Below are 17,969 nucleotides of genomic sequence, written 5' to 3'. Positions count from 1 at the left end.
ATTACTTCATGGAGTTCTCGTAGGCCTGGATCATCTTTTTGACCATCTGGCCGCCCACGGAACCGGCCTCACGGCTGGTCAGGTCGCCATTATAGCCCTGCTTCAGGTTGACGCCGACTTCGGAAGCGGCCTCCATCTTGAACTTGTTGAGGGCCTCGCGGGCATTGGGGACAGAAGGCTGATTAGAATTGGTAGACATAACATGCATCTCCTTACGTGTTGTTTATTTGGATTGAGAATCCGAACATAGCTTTGCCCCGAAGGCGATTTCTATGTGTTTTTCTTGATTGCTAATTCATAGTAAAACTGGAAACAGCCTCAAGCCGTCACTAATTGCTTTCATTTGGACGCGTAGCATAAAAAGCGTTTCTATGGGGCATGTTTTTGGTATAGTTATAAAGAGAAGGGTTCAGACTCTTTTTGTTTTTGAAGAAAATTGTTTTGATTTTACAGGGGTATGATGCTATAATATCTTAGCATTGAGATGGGCGGCCTTTCGGCCGCCGGGAACATGACATAATGATGGGTCCGGGCGCAATTCGTCCGGCCGTTTTACTGCCGGGTCCTCCCGGACTGGAGAATAGAAGGTGCGGTCTTGACAAAGTATGTGATTCACGGCGGGAAACCGCTTTTTGGTGAGATTTCCATCAGCGGCGCGAAGAACGCGGCCGTTGCCATTATCCCGGCCACCCTGCTGGTGGACGGCGTCTGCCGGATCGAAAATATCCCGCAGATCAGCGACGTTACGCTGATCCTGAATATCCTTCAGGATCTGGGCGCCGATGTGCGCACCGTCAACCGGACGACGGTGGACATTGATTGCAGCCATATCCACAATTCCAAGGTCCCGGAGGAACTGGCCCGCAAGATCCGGGCCTCCTACTACCTGATCGGGGCCCTCCTCAGCCGCTTCGGCAGCGCGGAGGTTCCCCCGCCGGGCGGATGTGATCTGGGCGGCCGTCCCATCGACCAGCATATCAAGGGCTTTGTGGCCATGGGGGCCGATGTGGACGTAAAGGGTGGCTATATCCACGCCAAGGCCAAGGGCGGCCGGCTGACCGGAACCACCGTCTATATGGATATCGTCTCGGTGGGCGCCACCATGAACATCATGCTGGCGGCTACTCTGGCCGAGGGCCTGACGGTCATTGAGAATGCCGCCAAGGAGCCCCACATCGTGGACCTGGCCAACTTCCTCAACTCCATGGGCGCCGACATCATGGGCGCCGGTACTGATGTTATCAAGATCCGCGGCGTGGAGCGTCTGGGCGGCGGGATGTACTCCATCATCCCCGACCAGATCGAGGCGGGCACCTATATGGCCGCCGTGGCGGCCGCGGGCGGTGAGGTTCTCATTAAGAACGTCATCCCCAAGCATCTGGAGTGTATCACCGCTAAGCTGGTAGAGATGGGCGTGGACGTGGAGGAGCGGGACGACGCAGTGCTGGTCCGCCGCACCGGCAAGCTGACCCGTACCAACGTCAAGACCCTGCCCTATCCGGGCTTCCCCACCGACATGCAGCCCCAGATTGCCGCAGTGCTCTGCCTGGCCCAGGGGACCAGCGTGGTCACCGAGGGCGTGTGGGACAACCGTTACCGCTATGTGGACGAGTTCCGCCGTATGGGCGCACAGATCCAGGTGGACGGCAAGATCGCGGTCATCGAGGGTGTGGAGAAGCTCACCGGAGCCCGGCTGCGCGCCTGTGACCTGCGGGCGGGTGCCGCCATGATCATCACCGCTCTGGCGGCCCAGGGCACCTCTGAGATCAGCAACATCCACCACATTGAGCGGGGCTATGAGGACATTGTCCGCAAGCTCTCCGGGGTGGGCGCGGATATCCGCGTGGTGATCACTCCCGATGAGGAGCAGAGCGAGGCCACTGCGGGCTGACCGGCCTTTTTCCAACGAGAATGCTGACGCACTGAGGGGCGGCGGATTTCCGCCGCCCCTTTTTTCGGATTTTGGACCATAGAAAGTAGGAGCGATTTTTTTGCTGACACTGACGACACTGGCCAGCGGCTCCAGCGGCAACTGCACGCTGGTCTCGGATGGCACAACCCATATCCTTGTGGACGCAGGGATCTCGGCCCGGCGGATCACAACGGCCCTCAAAGGGCTGGGGATCGATCCCGGGAGTCTGTCCGGCGTGCTGGTCACCCATGAGCACTCCGACCACATCTGCGGCCTGACCACGCTGGCCAAACAGCTCTCCTTCCCCGTCTATGCCAGCCACGGCACGGCAGGGGCGCTGTGCTGCCGCATCCCCACATTGGAGGCCCGGATGCATGCCTTCACCCCGGGGGTATCCTTTGAGGTGGGCGGCGTGGCCGTGGAGACCTTTGCCACCCCCCACGACACGGCTCAGAGCAATGGCTATGCCCTCTCGGCGGGCGGGCGGAAGGCGGCAGTGGTCACCGACCTGGGCTGTCCCACCGAGGAGGTGCGCCGGGGGATCAAGGGCAGCCACCTGCTGGTGGCTGAGACCAACCACGAGGTGGAGTGGGTGCAGTCGGGCCCCTATCCCTATTTTCTGAAAGCACGGGTGCTGGGTGAGCGGGGCCACCTGTCCAACCAGGCGGGCGCCGAGCTCATCTGTTCCGCCGTGCGGGAGGGAGCAAATACCATACTGCTGGCCCACCTCTCCAAGGAGAACAACACCCCTGCCCGGGCCTATGAGACGGTCTCGGCCGCGCTGGAGCGGCAGGGGGCGGCCGTGGGCCGGGATGTGCGGCTGGAAGTGGCCCCCCGGGCCGAAGTGGGACAGACCTATGTGGTCTGAGTACATACTGTGCCAAGAGGAGAAGAGAACATGCTGAGTGTGCACATCATCTGTGTGGGGAAATTGAAGGAAAAATTCTACCTGGAGGCCTGCGCCGAGTATGTCAAGCGCCTGTCCGGGTACTGTAAGCTCCAGGTGGTGGAATTACCCGAGGAGCGCCTGCCCCAGAACCCCTCCCAGGGACAGATCGACGCCGCGCTGGAAAAGGAGGCCGACGCCATTCGCGCCAAGCTCCCTCCCAGCGCCAGCCTGGTTGCCCTGTGCGTGGAGGGAAAGCTCCGCTCCAGCGAGGAGGTGGCCCGGCTTCTGGCCGACTGGAGCCAGAACAGCGCCAAGCATCTGGTCTTTCTCATCGGCGGCTCCTACGGTCTGCATCCCTCCATCAAGGCCCAGGCGTGGGTCAAGCTCTCCATGTCGCCCATGACCTTCCCCCATCACCTGGCCCGGGTCATGCTGCTGGAGCAGATCTACCGCGGCTTCAAGATCAATGAGGGGTCCAGCTATCATAAATAAGGACCTTTCTGGAGAAAGTCCTAAAATTCGGCTGGAATTTGCGGCCTTTTTGCGCTATAATAACCATGTCAGAGCCCGTCTATACTTGTGAATCAATGGATTGGAGGTCCTTCCCATGTCCTATCGTGAACGATATGAGCAGTGGCTGAACAGCCCCGCCCTCTCCCAGGAGGAGAAGGCTGAGCTCCAGAGCATTGCCAATGATGAAAAAGAGATCGAGTCCCGCTTCTTTGCCCCCCTGGAGTTCGGCACCGCCGGCCTGCGGGGCACCATGTGCGTGGGCCTGCATCAGATGAATATCCACGTGATCCGCCATGCCACCCAGGCCTTTGCCGAGGTCATCCTGGCCGAGGGGAGCGAGGCCGTGGAGCGTGGTGTAGCGGTGTGCTTTGACTGCCGCAACCACTCCCAGGAGTTTGCCCGGGAGACCGCCTGCGTCATGGCGGGCAACGGCATCAAGGTGCGCCTGTTCGAGTCCCTGCGTCCCACCCCGGAGCTGTCCTTCGCGGTGCGGGAGTACGGCTGCATTGCCGGCGTGAACGTCACGGCCAGCCACAACCCCAAGGAGTACAACGGCTATAAGGTCTACTGGGCCGACGGCGCCCAGCTGCCCCCCCACCACGCCGCGGCCATTGCGAAAAAGATGGAGGAGCTGGATCTCTTCACCTCCATCCGGCGCATGGACTACGATGAGGCGGTGGCCAAGGGCATGATCACCCTGATGGGAGAGGAGACCGACGAGAAATTCCTCGCCAATGTCATGGGCCAGATGAACGACAAGGCCGCCGTGGAGAAGGTGGCGGACACCTTCAAGATGGTCTACACCCCCTTCCATGGGACAGGCTACAAGCTCATTCCTGAGACGCTGCGCCGTCTGGGCATGAAGCATGTGCTCTGCGTACCGGAGCAGATGGTGGTGGACGGAAACTTCCCCACCGTGGTCTCCCCCAACCCGGAGAATCCCGAGGGATTCTACCTGGCGGTGGAGCTGGCCAAGAAGGAAGGCGCCGACTTCATCCTGGGCTCCGACCCCGACGCCGACCGGGTGGGCATCATGGTCCGCAACGACCAGGGCGAGTATATCGTCATCTCCGGCAACCAGACCGGCGTGCTGCTGCTGGATTACCTCATCGGGGCCCGGAAGCGCGCGGGTACGCTGCCCGCCAATGCGGTGGCCCTTAAGACCATCGTCACTACCGAGATGGCCCGCAAGGTGGCCGAGACCAACGGCGTGAAGTGCTTTGATACCTTTACTGGTTTCAAGTTCATGGCCGAGAAGAAGAACAAGCTGGAGGCCTCCGGCGAGGGGAAGGTCATCTTCTCCTACGAGGAGAGCTACGGCTATATGCTGGGCGACTATGTCCGGGACAAGGACGCTGTCACCGCCGCCCTGCTCCTCACCGAGATGGCGGCCTGGTATGCCGGACAGGGCATGACCCTGTACGACGCCCTCCAGAAATGCTTTGAGAAGTACGGCTATTACGGGGAGAAGACCCTCAACCTGGTCATGCCCGGCCTGGACGGCCTGAAGAAGATGGCTGACCTGATGGCCGGCCTGCGGGAGCATCCCCCGGTGGAGATCGCCGGTGTGGCCGTGGAGCAGCAGAAGGACTACAAGGACGGCAGCGTGGTCCGGGTCTCCGACGGTGCCAAGAGCACCATGGAGCTCTCCGGTTCCAACGTGCTGCGCTATGAGATGGCCGACGGCACCAGCATCATCGTCCGTCCCTCCGGCACCGAGCCCAAGGTCAAGGTCTATATCCTGGCCAACGGCGCGGACAAGGCCGTGTGTGACGAGAAGGTGGCCAAGTATGCCGCCTGGGCCGAGAGCCTGAAGGGCTAAGAGTCACAGAAACAAAGGGACCCGGGGCAGAAGTATCGCTTCTGCCCCGGGTCCTTCCCTGTGTGTTCAGCCCATGCTGATGCCCATGCGGCGGGCCACCTCCAGCATGCCGTGGCTCTCTGGGACCAGGCGGCTCTTGCCGGCCACATCCTTGAGCTTATTTTCACCCACATGGTTGTTCTTCATGGCGATGGTAATGCCGTAGTTTTCGTCCTCCACCATTTTGGCGGCGTAGGAGCCGAACTGAGTGGCCAGCACTCGGTCATAGGGGGAGGGACTGCCGCCCCGCTGCATGTGTCCGGGGACGCAGACCCGGGTCTCAAACCCGGTCAGCTCCTCGATCTGCTTGGCGATGCGGTTGGTGGCGGTGGTATAGCCCGCCTCTGCCCGCTTGGCCGCGCGCTCCTTTTTCTTCATGCGGGCCTCGCAGGCATCCATAGCGCCCTCGGCTACGGCCAGAATGGAAAAGGTCTTCCCCTGGGCGGCCCGGCGCTCGATGGCAGCGCAGACATTTTCGATGGTATAGGGCAGCTCGGGAATGAGGATGATATCCGCGCCGCCGGCGATGCCGGCATAGAGGGTGAGCCAGCCGGCCTTGTTGCCCATCAGCTCCACCACCATGCAGCGGCTGTGGCTGCCGGCGGTGGTGTGCACCCGGTCGATGGCCTCAGTGGCGATGTCCACCGCGGAGTGGAACCCGAAGGTGACGTCGGTGCCGTAGATGTCATTGTCGATGGTCTTGGGGAGGCCAATGATGTTGAGCCCCTCCTCCGCCAGGAGATTGGCGGTCTTGTGGGTACCGTTTCCGCCCAGGCAGAGCAGACAGTCCAGCTTCATCTCCTGATAGTGTTGCTTCATGGCGGCGACCTTGTCCACCTGGTCCTCCCCCACCACCCGCATGAGCTTGAAGGGGGTGCGCCGGGTGCCCAGGATGGTGCCGCCCACGGTGAGGATGCCTGAGAACTCCCGGGGCTCCATGACCCGCCAGTCTCCATGGATCAGGCCGTGATAGCCGTTTGCAATGCCGATGATCTCCACCTGATCTCCCATGCGCTGGTAGAGCGCTTTGGCAACACCCCGCAGTGTGGCGTTGAGACCCGGACAGTCCCCGCCGGAGGTGAGGATACCCACTCGTTTTTTCATTGGCTGTATGCCTCCTTTTCTGTATCGCTCCGTCCGCTTTTCTTCAGCATAGGAGTCTGGTCGTTTCCTGTCAAGCCCCGAAGGGAGATTATGGCGGGAAATGCACGGAAATCCCCGGCTTTAGTTGCATAAAATCGCCTTATATGTTACAATTAAAAAATTGCAGGAATGCAAATGAGCCGGGGGAGAAACCTTCCCTGTGATTTGAGGTCGCGCCGGGAAAACGGCGTTCCGGACGTGTGTGCCGATGGATGGGGACCTTGAATCGGGCACAGCGAAAGGAAGGAACGTATTATGATGGAAATCAACGGCGAACAGGTGGAAGGCCTGTCCAACTATGCCGACCTCGGGCTCTCCGAGGCCGTAATGAAGGCCATTGAGAAGAAGGGCTATGTGCAGGCCACACAGGTGCAGTCGGGTGCCATCCCCTACTTCATGCAGTGGAGAGACGTGATCGCCAAGGCCCCCACGGGAACGGGCAAGACCTTTGCCTTCGGTATTCCCATGGTGGAGCATATCGACCCGGAATCCACCGATGTGCAGGGACTGATCCTGGCCCCCACCCGGGAGCTGGCCATTCAGATCCAGGATGAGCTGCGGGATCTGTGTGCCTTCAAGGAGGGCGTGCGGGTGGCCTGCCTCTACGGCGGACAGCCCATTGAAAAGCAGATCACCCAGCTCAAGAAGCGGCCCCAGATCGTGGTGGCCACTCCGGGCCGACTCATGGACCATATGAAGCGGCGCACCGTGCGGCTGGACAAGGTGGAGACCGTGGTGCTGGATGAGGCCGACCGGATGCTGGACATGGGCTTTGTGCGGGATGTGACCCGCATCCTGGATCAGATCAAGCACCGGAAGAATATGGGCATGTTCTCGGCCACCATCTCCCGGGAGGTCATGGATATCTCCTGGGTCTACCAGCGCGACCCGGTGGAGATCACCGTCCGCCCGGTGGAGGACTCCAAGCCCGACATCCAGCAGTACCGGATCGATCTGGACAACCGGGAGCAGAAGCTGGATACCATCGCCGCTCTCATTACCCACGGCGGGTATGAGCGGGCCATCGCCTTCTGCAATACCAAGAACATGACCGACCGCCTGGCGGGGCTTCTGAAGATGCGTGGGATCTCCTGCGAGGCCATCCACGGGGACATTCAGCAGCGGGTGCGGGAGCGTACCCTGGACAAGTTCAAGAAGGGCGAGCTGCGGGTACTGGTGGCCACCGATGTGGCGGCCCGGGGACTGGACATCGACGATGTGGATGCGGTCTTTAACTATGATGTGCCCGATGAGATGGAGAATTATACACACCGCATCGGCCGGACCGGCCGTGCCAAGCGCCACGGAGTGGCCTATACCTTTGTGGCCAACATCACCGAGGGGATCCGGATGGACAGTATTGTCAGCAATACCAAGGCCGAGATCCAGCGCCTGCGCTATGACCAGGACGGATGCCTGATGCTGGTGGAGGAAAAGGCGTAAGCCGTCTTTTAAGGAAGCAGAGCTGCCCGCGGCGATGCCGCGGGCACAGCCATTTTGCTTAGGATTCCGAATTACGGAAAAAGATTTGCTTTTTCGGAGATTTTACCGCTTTGTGTCAACTTCTATGAAGAAATTCTTTACACCGTTCGGCGTTCTGTGGTAAAATACCAAATAGCTAGAACTCCAAGTTTACTTTTCAATATATTCCACGAAGCGGAGGTCTTTTTATGCAACTGCATCAGGTTAAGGAGGTCCTCAATGCCATTGTTCTCTGTGGAGAGGACCGGTTAGATCAGGAGGTCGTTTCTGCCTGCGGAAGCGACTTTCTCAGCGATGTGCTGGCCTTTGTCCATAACCAAAATCTGCTGCTGACCGGTCTGGTCAACCCGCAGGTGGTGCGTACGGCAGAGATGACGGACATCAAGTGCATCGTTTTTGTCCGGGGCAAGCGCCCGGATGAGGACATTATTCAGATGGCGCAGGAGCGTGGCATTGTGGTCATGACCTGCGGCGAGCGTATGTACAGCGCCTGCGGGCTACTTTACAGCAATGGATTAAGGGGGAATTAGATCCGATGGAACCTGTTAAATTGGTATACCCTGTGGAGGGAGGCGACTTCATCGAGGCTGGTGAGGCTTCCAGCAAGATGAAGATGACGTTGAAGAAGCTGGGCCTTCCGTCCGATGTCATCCGCAAGGCAGCGATCTGCATGTATGAGGGTGAGATCAACATGGTCATCCACGCCAACGGCGGGCGCGCCGAGGTGGAGGTTACGCTGGACCAGATCGTCCTGAAAATGATCGACGAGGGTCCGGGCATCCCCGACGTGGCAAAGGCCATGGAGGAGGGGTATTCCACCGCCGGCCCCGAGGTGCGCAGTCTGGGCTTTGGCGCCGGTATGGGCCTGCCCAATATGAAGCGCTACTCTGACGAGATGAACATTGAGACCGAGGTGGGCAAAGGGACCGTGGTCACCATGAAGCTCAAGATCGGATGATGCCTGCGTGGAACCTGGAGTTGATACTGCGATGAAGCACTCTGTTGTCCTGGACCGGAACCGCTGCCGGGGCTGCACGACCTGCATCAAGAACTGCCCGACCGAGGCCATCCGGGTCCGGCGGGGAAAGGCTCTGATCTTGTCGGACCGGTGTATCGATTGTGGGCGCTGCATCCAGGTGTGCCCCCACCGCGCCATTAAATCGGTGAGCGATAATTTGGAGCGGCTGCGTGACTACCGTTACTGTGTAGCAATCCCGGAACCTGCCCTCTATGGTCAGTTTCAGCACATGTGGGACATCGACCTGGTGCTGAACGGACTGAAAAAAATCGGTTTTCATAAAGTCTTTGAGGCCGCCAAAGCAGCGGAGCTGCTGGCGGAATACACCTCCCGCCGGGGGACGGAGGAGAAAAGCCCCGTGCCCCTGATCTCGGCCAACTGTCCCACCATCCTGCGGCTGATCCGCATCCGTTTCCCGCGGCTCATTGAGCACATTGACCCCCTCATCCTGCCCATGGAGCTGGCGGCCACCCTGGCCCGCCGGGAGGCGGAGAAGGAAACGGGACTGCCGCCGGAGGAAATCGGGGTCTTTGCCATCGTCCCCTGTCCGGCCAAGGCCACGGCCTGCCACCGGCCGGAGGGACTGGAGTCCCCGGTGCTGGACGGCGCTTTTGCGATCCGTGACATCTATATCCCGCTGCTGCGGGCCATGGAGCTGCTGGAAGAGCCGGAGCCTATGCTCTCGGCCGGTGCAACCGGAATCGGCGTGGCCATCTGCAGCGGGGAATGTCATGCGCGGGGGTCCAATAAGTATCTGGCGGTGGATGGAATTGAGAATTCCATCCAGATGCTGGAGGAGATTGAAGACGGCCGCCAGCCCGAGGTGGAGTTCATCGAGCTTTCGGCCTGTACCCAGGGGTGTGTGGGCGGCTGTCTGACTGTGGAGAACCCATATGCCGCCCGTATGCGGATCCGCCGGATGATGAAGCAGCAGCCGGTGGACCGGTGCGTCCAGCCCCTGGGTCAGGAGGAGGAGAAGGATCTGCAATTCAGCCGGATCCTTCAGTATAGTCCTGCCTTCCGTCTGGATGAAGACCGGGCGGAGGCCATGGCCAAGCACCTGCGGATCGAAGCGCTGGAGTCCCGCCTGCCGGGACTGCACTGCGGTTCCTGCGGCGCACCCAACTGCCATGCCTTTGCGGAGGATGTGGTGCTGGGGCGGGCCTCTCTGGACGACTGCATTTTCCGGGTACGGGAGCGTATGCGGGATGTGGCCGGACCGGGCGGGACCGATGTCTATCTCCCTCCCCCCTTCCGGCAAAAAAAGGCGGAAACAGAATAAAGGCAAAAAAGGCGCTTACCCAACTGGGTAAGCGCCTTTTTGATTAACCGATACCGCCCATGGCAATACCGCAGATCACAACTACGGCGGAAACCAGGACGTAGAAATAGCCGATGACCGGGAAGGAACGGCCCAGCGGCTTCAGACGGCCGCGGTTGAGCTCTTCCCGCAGGGGCTCGATTCCCAGCAGGAAATAGATGAACACCGCGCACAGTACTGCGCCAAAGGGGGAGATATAGATGGTGACCACATCCAGCCAGGAGCCCATCTTGGGCAGGGACTCCAGGAAGACCGATACGCCGAAGACGATGACCGAGATGGTGACCACAGCGGCAGTACGGGAGAAGTGCAGCCGGTTGGACAGGGCCTCGCTGCACGCCTCCATCATGTTCACCAGAGAGGTGATTCCGGCAAAAAAGACCGAGATGAAGAAGATGATGGCAAAGAGCTGTCCGGCGGGCATCTTCTGAAAGACCTGGGGCAGGGTGACGAACATGAGGGAGGGGCCGCTGGTGGGGTCGATGCCGAAGGCAAAGACCGCGGGAAGGATGGCAAAGCCGGCCAGCAGCGCGGCAATGGTATCCAGGATAGCGGTGTAGCCCGAGTGCTTGATGATGTCCTCATTCTTGCGCATATAGCTGCCGTAGATCAGCATTCCGGCTCCGTTGATGGACAGGGAGAAAAAGGCCTGTCCCATGGCGTAGATCCAGGTCTTGGGATTGGCCAGATAGCTCCAGTCCGGCTTGAGGAGGTAGGCATATCCGCCTGCCGAGCCGGGCAGGAAGAAGACCCGGAGCGCGATGATGACAAAGAGGACGAAGAAGGTGGGCATCATGAATTTGCTGATCTTCTCAATACCGCCCTCGACGCCCAGGATCAGGATGAGCGCGGTGAGAGCCACGGCGATGATGTGCCAGGGGACCGAGCCGAAGTCCACGGCTAGGGTGTCGAAATAGGCCTGGGCGTCTCCCTGCAGGACCGAGCCGGTGATAGCCCCGGCGCAGTAGCGCAGGACCCAGCCCACGACCACCGAGTAGCCGATGGCGATGCCCAGCACACCGGCCAGCGGCATGATACCGATGAAGGAGCCGCCCCGCAGTCCCCGGCGCTTGAGGATATAGTCGAAGGAGCCGGAGGTACCGGTGCCGGTCAGACGGCCCAGAGCAAACTCGGCGGACAGGCCCGCATAGCTGAACAGGGCCACGAACAGGAAATAGGGGATGAGAAAGGCGCCGCCGCCATATTGGCCCACGCGGTAGGGGAAGAGCCAGATGTTCCCCATGCCCACGGCGGAGCCTACCGCCGCCAGCACGAAGCCGACGGAGCTGGTAAACTGGCCGGATTTTGTCTGTTTACTCATGAGTGAAAGCCTCCTGGGAAGTGTTTGGGGTCCAAAGCTCGGTCAGGGCGTGGACAGTCTTGCCCTGACTGCCTGTGACGGTGCGGGCGGTAAAGAGCACGTTGAGCACCGCCTCTTCCGCACATTCGGCCACAGCCTGGAAGGGAAGGTCCATGGAGTCCTCCCGGAAGGCAGAGACCGTGCGGATTTTTTCCTCCGCGCGGGGGTCGTAGGCGTTGGCGGTGGAGAAGGCCAAAAAGACCTCACCGCTGCCGTGGCCGATGTAGGAGCCCAGCCGGGCCAACCCCACGCTGACCCGCTTGGCGACCCGCTCCAGCTGGCGGGCGTCCAGGGGAAGATCGGTGGCCACGATGGCGATGCAGGAACCCTGGTCCTCGGTCTGGCCCACGCGCAGGCGCTCCTCCAGCTGGGGGCCGATCTGCTCCCCCGCGATGGTCAGATCCCGCAGGTTGCCGTGGTTGGCCAGGACCAGAACGCCCAGGGTATAGGTCTTTCCGTCCACCTCCAGGCAGCGGGAGGCGGTGCCAATCCCGCCCTTGAGATCGTGGCAGACCATGCCCTTGCCTGCGCCCACGTCGCCCTCGGCAAAGTCGGCCCCGGCGGCCTCCATGGCCGAGAAGACCTCCTTCTCACCCACGGCCCGGTGCAGGATGTCATTGAGGGTGGAATCGTTGCACTCGCACACCACCGGATTGAGCGAGCGCATGGACACCCCCTCGCGGTCACAGCGGCGGACCATGTACTCCACCAGTGCATCGTGGACCAGGCCCACGTTGAGGGTATTGGTCAGGGCAATGGGAGATTCCAGGGTGCCCAGTTCCTGGATCTGCATAAGTCCCGCGCTCTTTCCAAAGCCGTTGAGGACAAAGGCGGCGGCGGGCAGCTTGTGGACAAAGGGATTTTCCGGACAGGGAAAGAGGACGGTCACCCCCGTCTTATGGGCGGGCGTATCCACCGTACAGTGCCCCACCGTGACGCCGGGCACATCGGTGATGCGGTTGTGGGGGCCCTTGGGAAGCGAGCCCACACACAGGCCGTAGTCGGCCGCACGGAGCTGATGCAAGGTCGGTTCCTCCTTTGGTAAAGCAAATGGGGTGTTGCCTCCCCTATTATCCCGGAAAGGATGCGGAAAGTCAATCGAAGATTTTAGCAGCGCAAAACATAAATACATAGGTGTGCTACTGTGTAAAAGTGCTGTGGAAAGAGGGATTGGGCTTTCCATTGCTTTTTCTCCCACAGATAGGGTAAAATGGGGACGTATCCGATGGAGAAATTTAAAGGCTTCTTAAAAGACTTCCGTTCCGTCTCTTAAAAAAGGGGCGGTATACTACAATCAGGAGAAAGGAACTGCGCCATGTATAACATTCTCATCTGCGATGACGACCGCGACATCGTCTCGGCCCTGGATATTTATCTGACCAGCGAGGGATATGCTACCGTAAAGGCCTATGATGGACTGGAGGCTCTGGAGATGGTGAAGGAGCATGACATCCATCTGATTCTCATGGACGTTATGATGCCCAATCTAGACGGCATCCGGGCCACCGCCAAGCTGCGGGAGAGCACGAATATCCCCATCATCCTCCTCACCGCCAAGAGCGAGGATACGGATAAGATCCTGGGCCTCAACATCGGCGCCGATGACTATATCACCAAGCCCTTCAATCCGGTGGAGGTCATCGCCCGGGTCAAGAGCCAGCTGCGGCGGTACACGACCTTGGGGGGACGCAGCAAGGTGGCGGAGGACAACAGCGCCGTTTTTTCCAACGGCGGCATTACGATGGACGATAATGCCAAGTCGGTCACCGTGGATGGGGAACGGGTCTCCCTCACCCCCATCGAGTACAACATCCTTCTTCTGCTGATGAAGCACCCCGGGCGGGTCTTTTCCACCGGGCAGATCTATGAACAGGTGTGGAACGACCCCTCGCTGGGCTCGGAGAACACGGTGGCGGTACACATCCGGCACCTGCGCGAGAAGGTAGAGATCGACCCGGCCAACCCACGGTACATCAAAGTGGTGTGGGGACTGGGCTATAAAATGGAAAAAATCTAAACGTGAACGGGAGGGGCGCCCATGGGGGCAAAGCATAACAGAGGATTTCGGAAGGGCTGTGCCGCTGCACTGTGTATCGTGTGCGGCGCACTGGCCTTCTGGTCCAGTATTTTGCTGGTGTCCCGGTGGGACGATCTGTGGTCCGCCGGTGATTTTTATCAGAGCGGCAGCCTGTATAGCGCCCTGTGGCCCTACCGGGCAACGGTGGAGCAGGGCATGATGCTGCGCCTTCGGGAGACCTGGGGACAGGACCTGGAATATCTGGAAGAGCTCCAGCTGCAGCAGATCGAGAAAAAGCTCCGGGCGGAGCAGACCAACTACCGCTTCCGGGTACGGCTGGACGACGGGACCATCCTGTGGAGCAATCTGGATCAGGAGCAGACCCTGGACGATCTGGCCAGACAGGATACCTACTCCTTTACGGTGACCCAGGGGGATGAGCTGTACAATGAGGATCAAAGCCGCTGGGACAATACCGACAGTTATGAGATCCTCCAGGTTTGGACCGGAGAAAAGTATGTGGAATTCAGTCCCGTGGTCCCGGCAGACGCAGCCGGAGCGGGACAATATGGTTATTCCTACGACACAGACATGGAGCGGTGGATCTGGACCGAGGACCAGGACAGCCGCGTCCACACCGCGAGCCTGGTGGTGGAGAGCGGTGTGACCGATCCCCTGACCGTGCGGGACTCCATCTGGACGGCGAAGGAGAATTATGACGGGATCCAGAACTGGCTGGGACCGGTCACGGTGCTGTGTCTCATCTCCCTGACACTGACCCTGGTGGGGCTGGTGTGGCTCTGGAGGAGCATCGCATTCTGTTCCGAGGAAAGTCAAATGCTGCCCCTCTCCTGGCAGGACAGGATCCCCTATGAGCTCTACCTGTTGGGGGCGAGCTTCCTTTTCTGCATCCCGCAGGCGGCGGGAGATCCCATCACCACCAACATCAACCAGCACGGGCTTTCTCTCCGGGCGGTCATTGGCCTGGGCGTGCTGACCATGGCCGAAGTGGGCCTGGTTTTGGCGGCGCTTATGAGCACCATGAAGCGGTGGAAAAACGGGATTCTGCTGCGCAATACCCTGTGCTGGCATCTGTGCGCCAGGGTGGGGCATTTCTTCCGGGAGGTGATGCTCCACTGGCCCATCACCCGGCGGGCCGTGTGGATTTTCCTGCTCTATTTGGTGGGCACTGTGCTGACCGGAGCGACCATCATTCTGATTCCGGTCTATCAGGGACTGGTGCTCTGGGGCATCTGCCGGTGGGTGCGCCAGTGGAAGGAGATCCGGAGCGCGGCGGAGGAGATCGTCAGCGGAGGCAGCGAGGTGCAGATCGACACCAGGGGGATGTACCGGGACCTGAAAGAGCACGCCCAACAGCTCAACGCCCTGGGGGTCTCCATCACCCATGCGGTGGAGGAACGGCTGCGGAGCGAGCGGTTCAAGGCCGAGCTTATCACCAATGTCTCCCACGACCTCAAGACCCCGCTCACCTCCATCATCAACTATGTGGATCTGCTCAAAAAGGTGGGGATCACCGAGCCCAAGGCCCTGGAGTACCTGGAGGTGCTGGACCGGAAGTCCCAGCGGCTGAAAAAGCTGACGGAGGACCTAGTGGAGGCGTCCAAGGCCTCCACGGGGACACTGCCCGTGTCGCTGGAGCGGCTGGACTTTGGACAGTTGGTGCAGCAGGCCATGGGAGAATATGAGGAGAAATTTGCCCAGGCCGGATTGACCCCTGTACTGGACCAGGGCGATGGCAGCCGGGTCATTCTGGCCGACGGCCGCCACCTGTGGCGGGTCATTGACAATCTGCTGGGGAACTGCTGTAAATATGCCCTGAGCGGCACCCGGGTCTACCTGGATTTGTCGGCACGGGATGGGCGGGTATTTCTGACGGTGAAGAATATTTCCCGGGCAGCCCTCAATCTCCCGCCGGAACAGCTGATGGAGCGGTTTGTGCGGGGCGACACCGCCCGCAGTACGGAGGGCTCCGGACTGGGACTCTCCATTGCACGGAGCCTGACGGAGCTTCAGGGCGGTTCCTTCCGGCTGGATATTGACGGCGATCTCTTCAAAGCGGAGGTCTCGCTGCCGGCCGCGCCTGAGGAGCCCCTCTCCCCGCCGGAACAGAGTGGGGAATCCGAGATGCTTTTGTGAGGCATCAGAGATTCTTTATCTCCTTTTTATCCAATTTTAAGACAGGACGAACGATCCTTTAACGCTCGTCTGGTATCTTAGAGACAAGGAAAACGGTGCGGAAGGGCGGATGTGTCCCTGCACCCTATGGAAGGAGATCAAGCTCATGGAAAAGAAGCTCTATCGGACAGAGGGCCGGGAGGCCCTGCTGTTTGGCGTATGCGGCGGCATTGCCGAGTATTTTAACCTGGACCCCACCCTCGTACGGGTGGTGATGGTACTGCTGATGTGGTTCAAGGGGGCGGCGCTGATCCTCTATCTCATCGCGGCGTTCCTCCTGCCCCGTAAAAGCACCCTCTACCCGGGAAGCTGAGCGGGAGGAATTCGGACCCAAATCAAATACGGTTGCCAGCATTTTTGGATGGATATGCCAAGGCCCCCGCTCCGTTAGGAGCGGGGGCCAAATTTTTTTGCAGAACAGTGTGCTTCTTTATCCGGAGGTAACGGTGCGAACAATGCTCTGGGTCTCCTCTTCCGTAAAGAGCTGGAATTTTACGGAGGCGGCCAGGAAAAGCGCTTCACTTTCCAGACTCATGTATTCCGACTTGGTGGCGCCCCAGGACATTTCCACCCGCTCATGGGCCCAATTTTCAAAGTCATAGATCGTTTTTCCAGTGGTCAGGTCAAACAGGAATACATAGGTATCCGTGACCAGGGCGCCCAGGGAGTTGGCGGCCTGAAGCGTTACTTTGATCACATAGTAATCATGGTTCAGGCTGAGAATATTTCCGCTGGGCTTGGTCCAATCCGGCAGATTGGCATAGTAGGCAACGCGGTCATAGGGACCATAGCGCATCTCCACCACGTTCATCGTGCTGGGGAATTTCAGACGGTCATAGATATACTGAAGAGATATGGTGCCGAAGGAGATGGGATCCGCCTGCACCGGTTCTTCCGGCGTCTCCGGCTCGGGATTTGGGGTAGGAACGGGAGTGGCGAGAAGTGCGTCCAGATTTTTGATCTGGCTTTCCGCACCGGTACGCAGATCGGAGACCGGCTCGGTGGAGACACGCTCATAGCGGCGATATGTGGGAGAGACATAGGCCATGTCTACCAAGACCAGATACCCCCTCCTCCAAATTGAGTTCCGATACATAGTCACTGATCCGCCCAGTAAGGCGTTTGGCGTCACCACTGCCCCGCCAGTCCACAAAATCATTGGTAAAGATACCCCACTGCGCATAGGCGGCGGCCGAGGCATTCGGATTGGTGAAGGTAGCTTTCTCTTCTGTGGTCACCCGGCCGCGGCTATACAGATCATAGCCGGTTTTAGGAACAGTGTGATCTATGCCGCTATAATTTTCGTGGTAGAAAATGCGGATGGACTCTTCCCCGTCAAAGATCAGCTCCCGGTATTCCACGTAGTCGGAATCGGGGTCCCGCTCCTCATAGCGCCAAACACCCTGCAGGGCCTGCGGTGTGAGTTTGAAGTCCAGCGTGAAGGATGTGCGCATGGAAGGGTCGGCCATGAGCGTGACGATCGTGGCCGCCTCGGCGCGCTGGATTGAGCTTTCCGGCGCAAAGGTTCCGTAGCGGTCTTTTCCTTTGATGATGCCGGCATTGTAGAGGCGATAGACGGCGTCGGCATAGCTGTCCGCAGCGGAGACATCGGGGATGGAAGTAATGTCATTGATGGGGGCGAGGGCAGATTCCGGCAGCGCAGCGGCCAGAATGGATGCAAATTGGGCGCGGGTCGCATTTGCATTGTAGTCGGAATAGGTGCCGGCAGTCAGGATCCCATTCTGAATGGCATAGTCAATATAAGGCTGATACCAGGTGGCTCCGTTTGAGAATACGGCCTGGTCCGCATAGTAAATACTATGAAGACGACAGGCCAGGGCAATGGCCTGGGCAAGACTCACATTTCCGGAGGGCGTAAACGTGGTTGCACTGCTGCCGTAGAGCAGGCCAAATTCACAGGCAGAGCGTACACTTTCGGCGTACCACGCATCGGATGATACGTCTGTGAATTGTCCGCTGGTATAGGGAATGGTACGTTTAAAATTGGACAGGCTTCCCTCCGCGGCCAGTGCGGTTGCGGGGAAAAGAGAGAGACACAGGGCACCGGCGAGTATGGATGCCCAAATGGATGAGGCGCCTTTTTTTCATAGAAAAATACCTCCTTCTAAATTTATTTCATTATATTGAATGGAGGACTTCGATACAATATGCAGGCTGCATAGTAGTGTGCTTAAAACAATACCGGGACAGTCGACCACGCTGTGCCGGGTATCATAGACTGCCAAGAGGTGATATG

The 17,969-nt window shown here is 59.5% G+C and carries 17 protein-coding genes; 11 read left to right on the top strand and 6 right to left on the bottom strand.

Annotation, left to right across the window (positions count from 1 at the left end; all coding sequences use genetic code 11):
* Position 1 precedes the first annotated feature (1 nt).
* Entirely contained in the window at positions 2-199 is a 198-nt protein-coding gene (locus tag GPK94_RS14560; protein WP_101692344.1) for an alpha/beta-type small acid-soluble spore protein, read from the bottom strand.
* 396 nt (positions 200-595) lie between these two features.
* On the opposite strand from GPK94_RS14560, the gene GPK94_RS14555 reads away from it, so the two are divergent.
* The 4 genes from GPK94_RS14555 to GPK94_RS14540 all read left to right on the top strand — a co-directional run bounded on the left by GPK94_RS14555 (position 596) and on the right by GPK94_RS14540 (position 5,136).
* Positions 596-1,891 (top strand): UDP-N-acetylglucosamine 1-carboxyvinyltransferase, encoded by a 1,296-nt coding sequence (locus GPK94_RS14555; RefSeq protein WP_193535894.1) that lies wholly within the window; start codon positions 596-598, stop codon positions 1,889-1,891.
* Positions 1,892-1,991: 100 nt separating this feature from the next.
* Entirely contained in the window at positions 1,992-2,780 is a 789-nt protein-coding gene (locus GPK94_RS14550; protein ID WP_186963113.1) for an MBL fold metallo-hydrolase, read from the top strand.
* A gap of 30 nt (positions 2,781-2,810) precedes the next feature.
* Positions 2,811-3,293, top strand: a complete 483-nt coding sequence (gene rlmH / locus GPK94_RS14545) for a 23S rRNA (pseudouridine(1915)-N(3))-methyltransferase RlmH (RefSeq protein ID WP_215656142.1) — start codon at positions 2,811-2,813, stop codon at positions 3,291-3,293.
* Positions 3,294-3,408: 115 nt separating this feature from the next.
* Positions 3,409-5,136: a phospho-sugar mutase gene (locus GPK94_RS14540; protein ID WP_101692340.1), complete on the top strand. Its 1,728-nt coding sequence runs from the start codon at positions 3,409-3,411 to the stop codon at positions 5,134-5,136.
* Positions 5,137-5,202: 66 nt separating this feature from the next.
* Here GPK94_RS14540 and GPK94_RS14535 read toward each other — a convergent pair whose 3' ends face one another.
* A complete protein-coding gene (locus tag GPK94_RS14535) occupies positions 5,203-6,279 on the bottom strand; it encodes an ATP-dependent 6-phosphofructokinase (RefSeq protein WP_101692339.1) in 1,077 nt (358 codons plus the stop codon).
* Positions 6,280-6,573: 294 nt separating this feature from the next.
* Here GPK94_RS14535 and GPK94_RS14530 point away from each other — a divergent pair, with 294 nt between their 5' ends.
* The 4 genes from GPK94_RS14530 (at position 6,574) to GPK94_RS14515 (ending at position 10,100) form a co-directional block, all read left to right on the top strand.
* Positions 6,574-7,761, top strand: coding sequence for a DEAD/DEAH box helicase (locus tag GPK94_RS14530; protein WP_235964114.1), 1,188 nt, complete (start codon positions 6,574-6,576; stop codon positions 7,759-7,761).
* A gap of 227 nt (positions 7,762-7,988) precedes the next feature.
* On the top strand, positions 7,989-8,330 hold the full coding sequence (locus tag GPK94_RS14525) for a DRTGG domain-containing protein (RefSeq protein WP_101692338.1): 342 nt from the start codon (positions 7,989-7,991) through the stop codon (positions 8,328-8,330).
* 5 nt (positions 8,331-8,335) lie between these two features.
* Positions 8,336-8,758, top strand: a complete 423-nt coding sequence (locus tag GPK94_RS14520) for an ATP-binding protein (RefSeq protein WP_101692337.1) — start codon at positions 8,336-8,338, stop codon at positions 8,756-8,758.
* A gap of 31 nt (positions 8,759-8,789) precedes the next feature.
* The gene (locus GPK94_RS14515; RefSeq protein ID WP_215656141.1) at positions 8,790-10,100 is read left to right on the top strand and encodes a [Fe-Fe] hydrogenase large subunit C-terminal domain-containing protein; all 1,311 of its coding nucleotides are present in this window, start codon (positions 8,790-8,792) and stop codon (positions 10,098-10,100) included.
* Positions 10,101-10,143: 43 nt separating this feature from the next.
* On the opposite strand, the gene GPK94_RS14510 is transcribed toward GPK94_RS14515, so the two are convergent.
* A complete protein-coding gene (locus GPK94_RS14510) occupies positions 10,144-11,460 on the bottom strand; it encodes a sodium-dependent transporter (RefSeq protein WP_215656140.1) in 1,317 nt (438 codons plus the stop codon).
* A complete protein-coding gene (locus GPK94_RS14505; RefSeq protein ID WP_252192669.1) occupies positions 11,453-12,523 on the bottom strand; it encodes a P1 family peptidase in 1,071 nt (356 codons plus the stop codon). The genes GPK94_RS14510 and GPK94_RS14505 overlap by 8 nt, the downstream gene beginning before the upstream one ends.
* A gap of 291 nt (positions 12,524-12,814) precedes the next feature.
* Between GPK94_RS14505 and GPK94_RS14500 the strand changes: the two genes are divergently transcribed.
* The 3 genes from GPK94_RS14500 (at position 12,815) to GPK94_RS14490 (ending at position 16,025) form a co-directional block, all read left to right on the top strand.
* Positions 12,815-13,516: a response regulator transcription factor gene (locus GPK94_RS14500; RefSeq protein ID WP_101692333.1), complete on the top strand. Its 702-nt coding sequence runs from the start codon at positions 12,815-12,817 to the stop codon at positions 13,514-13,516.
* Between the two features lie 21 nt (positions 13,517-13,537).
* Positions 13,538-15,673, top strand: coding sequence for a HAMP domain-containing sensor histidine kinase (locus GPK94_RS14495; protein ID WP_215656138.1), 2,136 nt, complete (start codon positions 13,538-13,540; stop codon positions 15,671-15,673).
* 145 nt (positions 15,674-15,818) lie between these two features.
* Entirely contained in the window at positions 15,819-16,025 is a 207-nt protein-coding gene (locus GPK94_RS14490) for a PspC domain-containing protein (RefSeq protein ID WP_101692331.1), read from the top strand.
* 117 nt (positions 16,026-16,142) lie between these two features.
* Here GPK94_RS14490 and GPK94_RS14485 read toward each other — a convergent pair whose 3' ends face one another.
* Entirely contained in the window at positions 16,143-16,769 is a 627-nt protein-coding gene (locus tag GPK94_RS14485; RefSeq protein WP_215656137.1) for a hypothetical protein, read from the bottom strand.
* Complete coding sequence (locus tag GPK94_RS16335; protein WP_346728043.1) at positions 16,726-17,703, bottom strand: S-layer homology domain-containing protein; 978 nt, start codon at positions 17,701-17,703, stop codon at positions 16,726-16,728. Before GPK94_RS16335 ends, GPK94_RS14485 begins: the two co-directional genes overlap by 44 nt.
* Between the last annotated feature and the right edge of the window lie 266 nt (positions 17,704-17,969).

It is taken from the genome of Pseudoflavonifractor sp. MCC625, assembly GCF_018784545.1.
Classification (GTDB): Bacteria; Bacillota; Clostridia; order Oscillospirales; family Oscillospiraceae; genus Pseudoflavonifractor_A; species Pseudoflavonifractor_A gallinarum.
The sequence above is the reverse complement of the archived record's forward strand: the minus strand, read 5'-3'. Positions and strand labels throughout refer to the sequence as shown.

Excerpts from the sequence above, each read along its gene's own strand:
- GPK94_RS14560 (WP_101692344.1), bottom strand. The coding sequence starts at position 199 with ATGTCTACCAATTCTAATCAGCCTTCTGTCCCCAATGCCCGCGAGGCC.
- rlmH (WP_215656142.1), top strand. The coding sequence starts at position 2,811 with ATGCTGAGTGTGCACATCATCTGTGTGGGGAAATTGAAGGAAAAATTC.
- GPK94_RS14540 (WP_101692340.1), top strand. The coding sequence starts at position 3,409 with ATGTCCTATCGTGAACGATATGAGCAGTGGCTGAACAGCCCCGCCCTC.
- GPK94_RS14535 (WP_101692339.1), bottom strand. The coding sequence starts at position 6,279 with ATGAAAAAACGAGTGGGTATCCTCACCTCCGGCGGGGACTGTCCGGGT.
- GPK94_RS14530 (WP_235964114.1), top strand. The coding sequence starts at position 6,574 with ATGATGGAAATCAACGGCGAACAGGTGGAAGGCCTGTCCAACTATGCC.
- GPK94_RS14525 (WP_101692338.1), top strand. The coding sequence starts at position 7,989 with ATGCAACTGCATCAGGTTAAGGAGGTCCTCAATGCCATTGTTCTCTGT.
- GPK94_RS14520 (WP_101692337.1), top strand. The coding sequence starts at position 8,336 with ATGGAACCTGTTAAATTGGTATACCCTGTGGAGGGAGGCGACTTCATC.
- GPK94_RS14515 (WP_215656141.1), top strand. The coding sequence starts at position 8,790 with ATGAAGCACTCTGTTGTCCTGGACCGGAACCGCTGCCGGGGCTGCACG.
- GPK94_RS14510 (WP_215656140.1), bottom strand. The coding sequence starts at position 11,460 with ATGAGTAAACAGACAAAATCCGGCCAGTTTACCAGCTCCGTCGGCTTC.
- GPK94_RS14500 (WP_101692333.1), top strand. The coding sequence starts at position 12,815 with ATGTATAACATTCTCATCTGCGATGACGACCGCGACATCGTCTCGGCC.
- GPK94_RS14495 (WP_215656138.1), top strand. The coding sequence starts at position 13,538 with ATGGGGGCAAAGCATAACAGAGGATTTCGGAAGGGCTGTGCCGCTGCA.
- GPK94_RS14490 (WP_101692331.1), top strand. The coding sequence starts at position 15,819 with ATGGAAAAGAAGCTCTATCGGACAGAGGGCCGGGAGGCCCTGCTGTTT.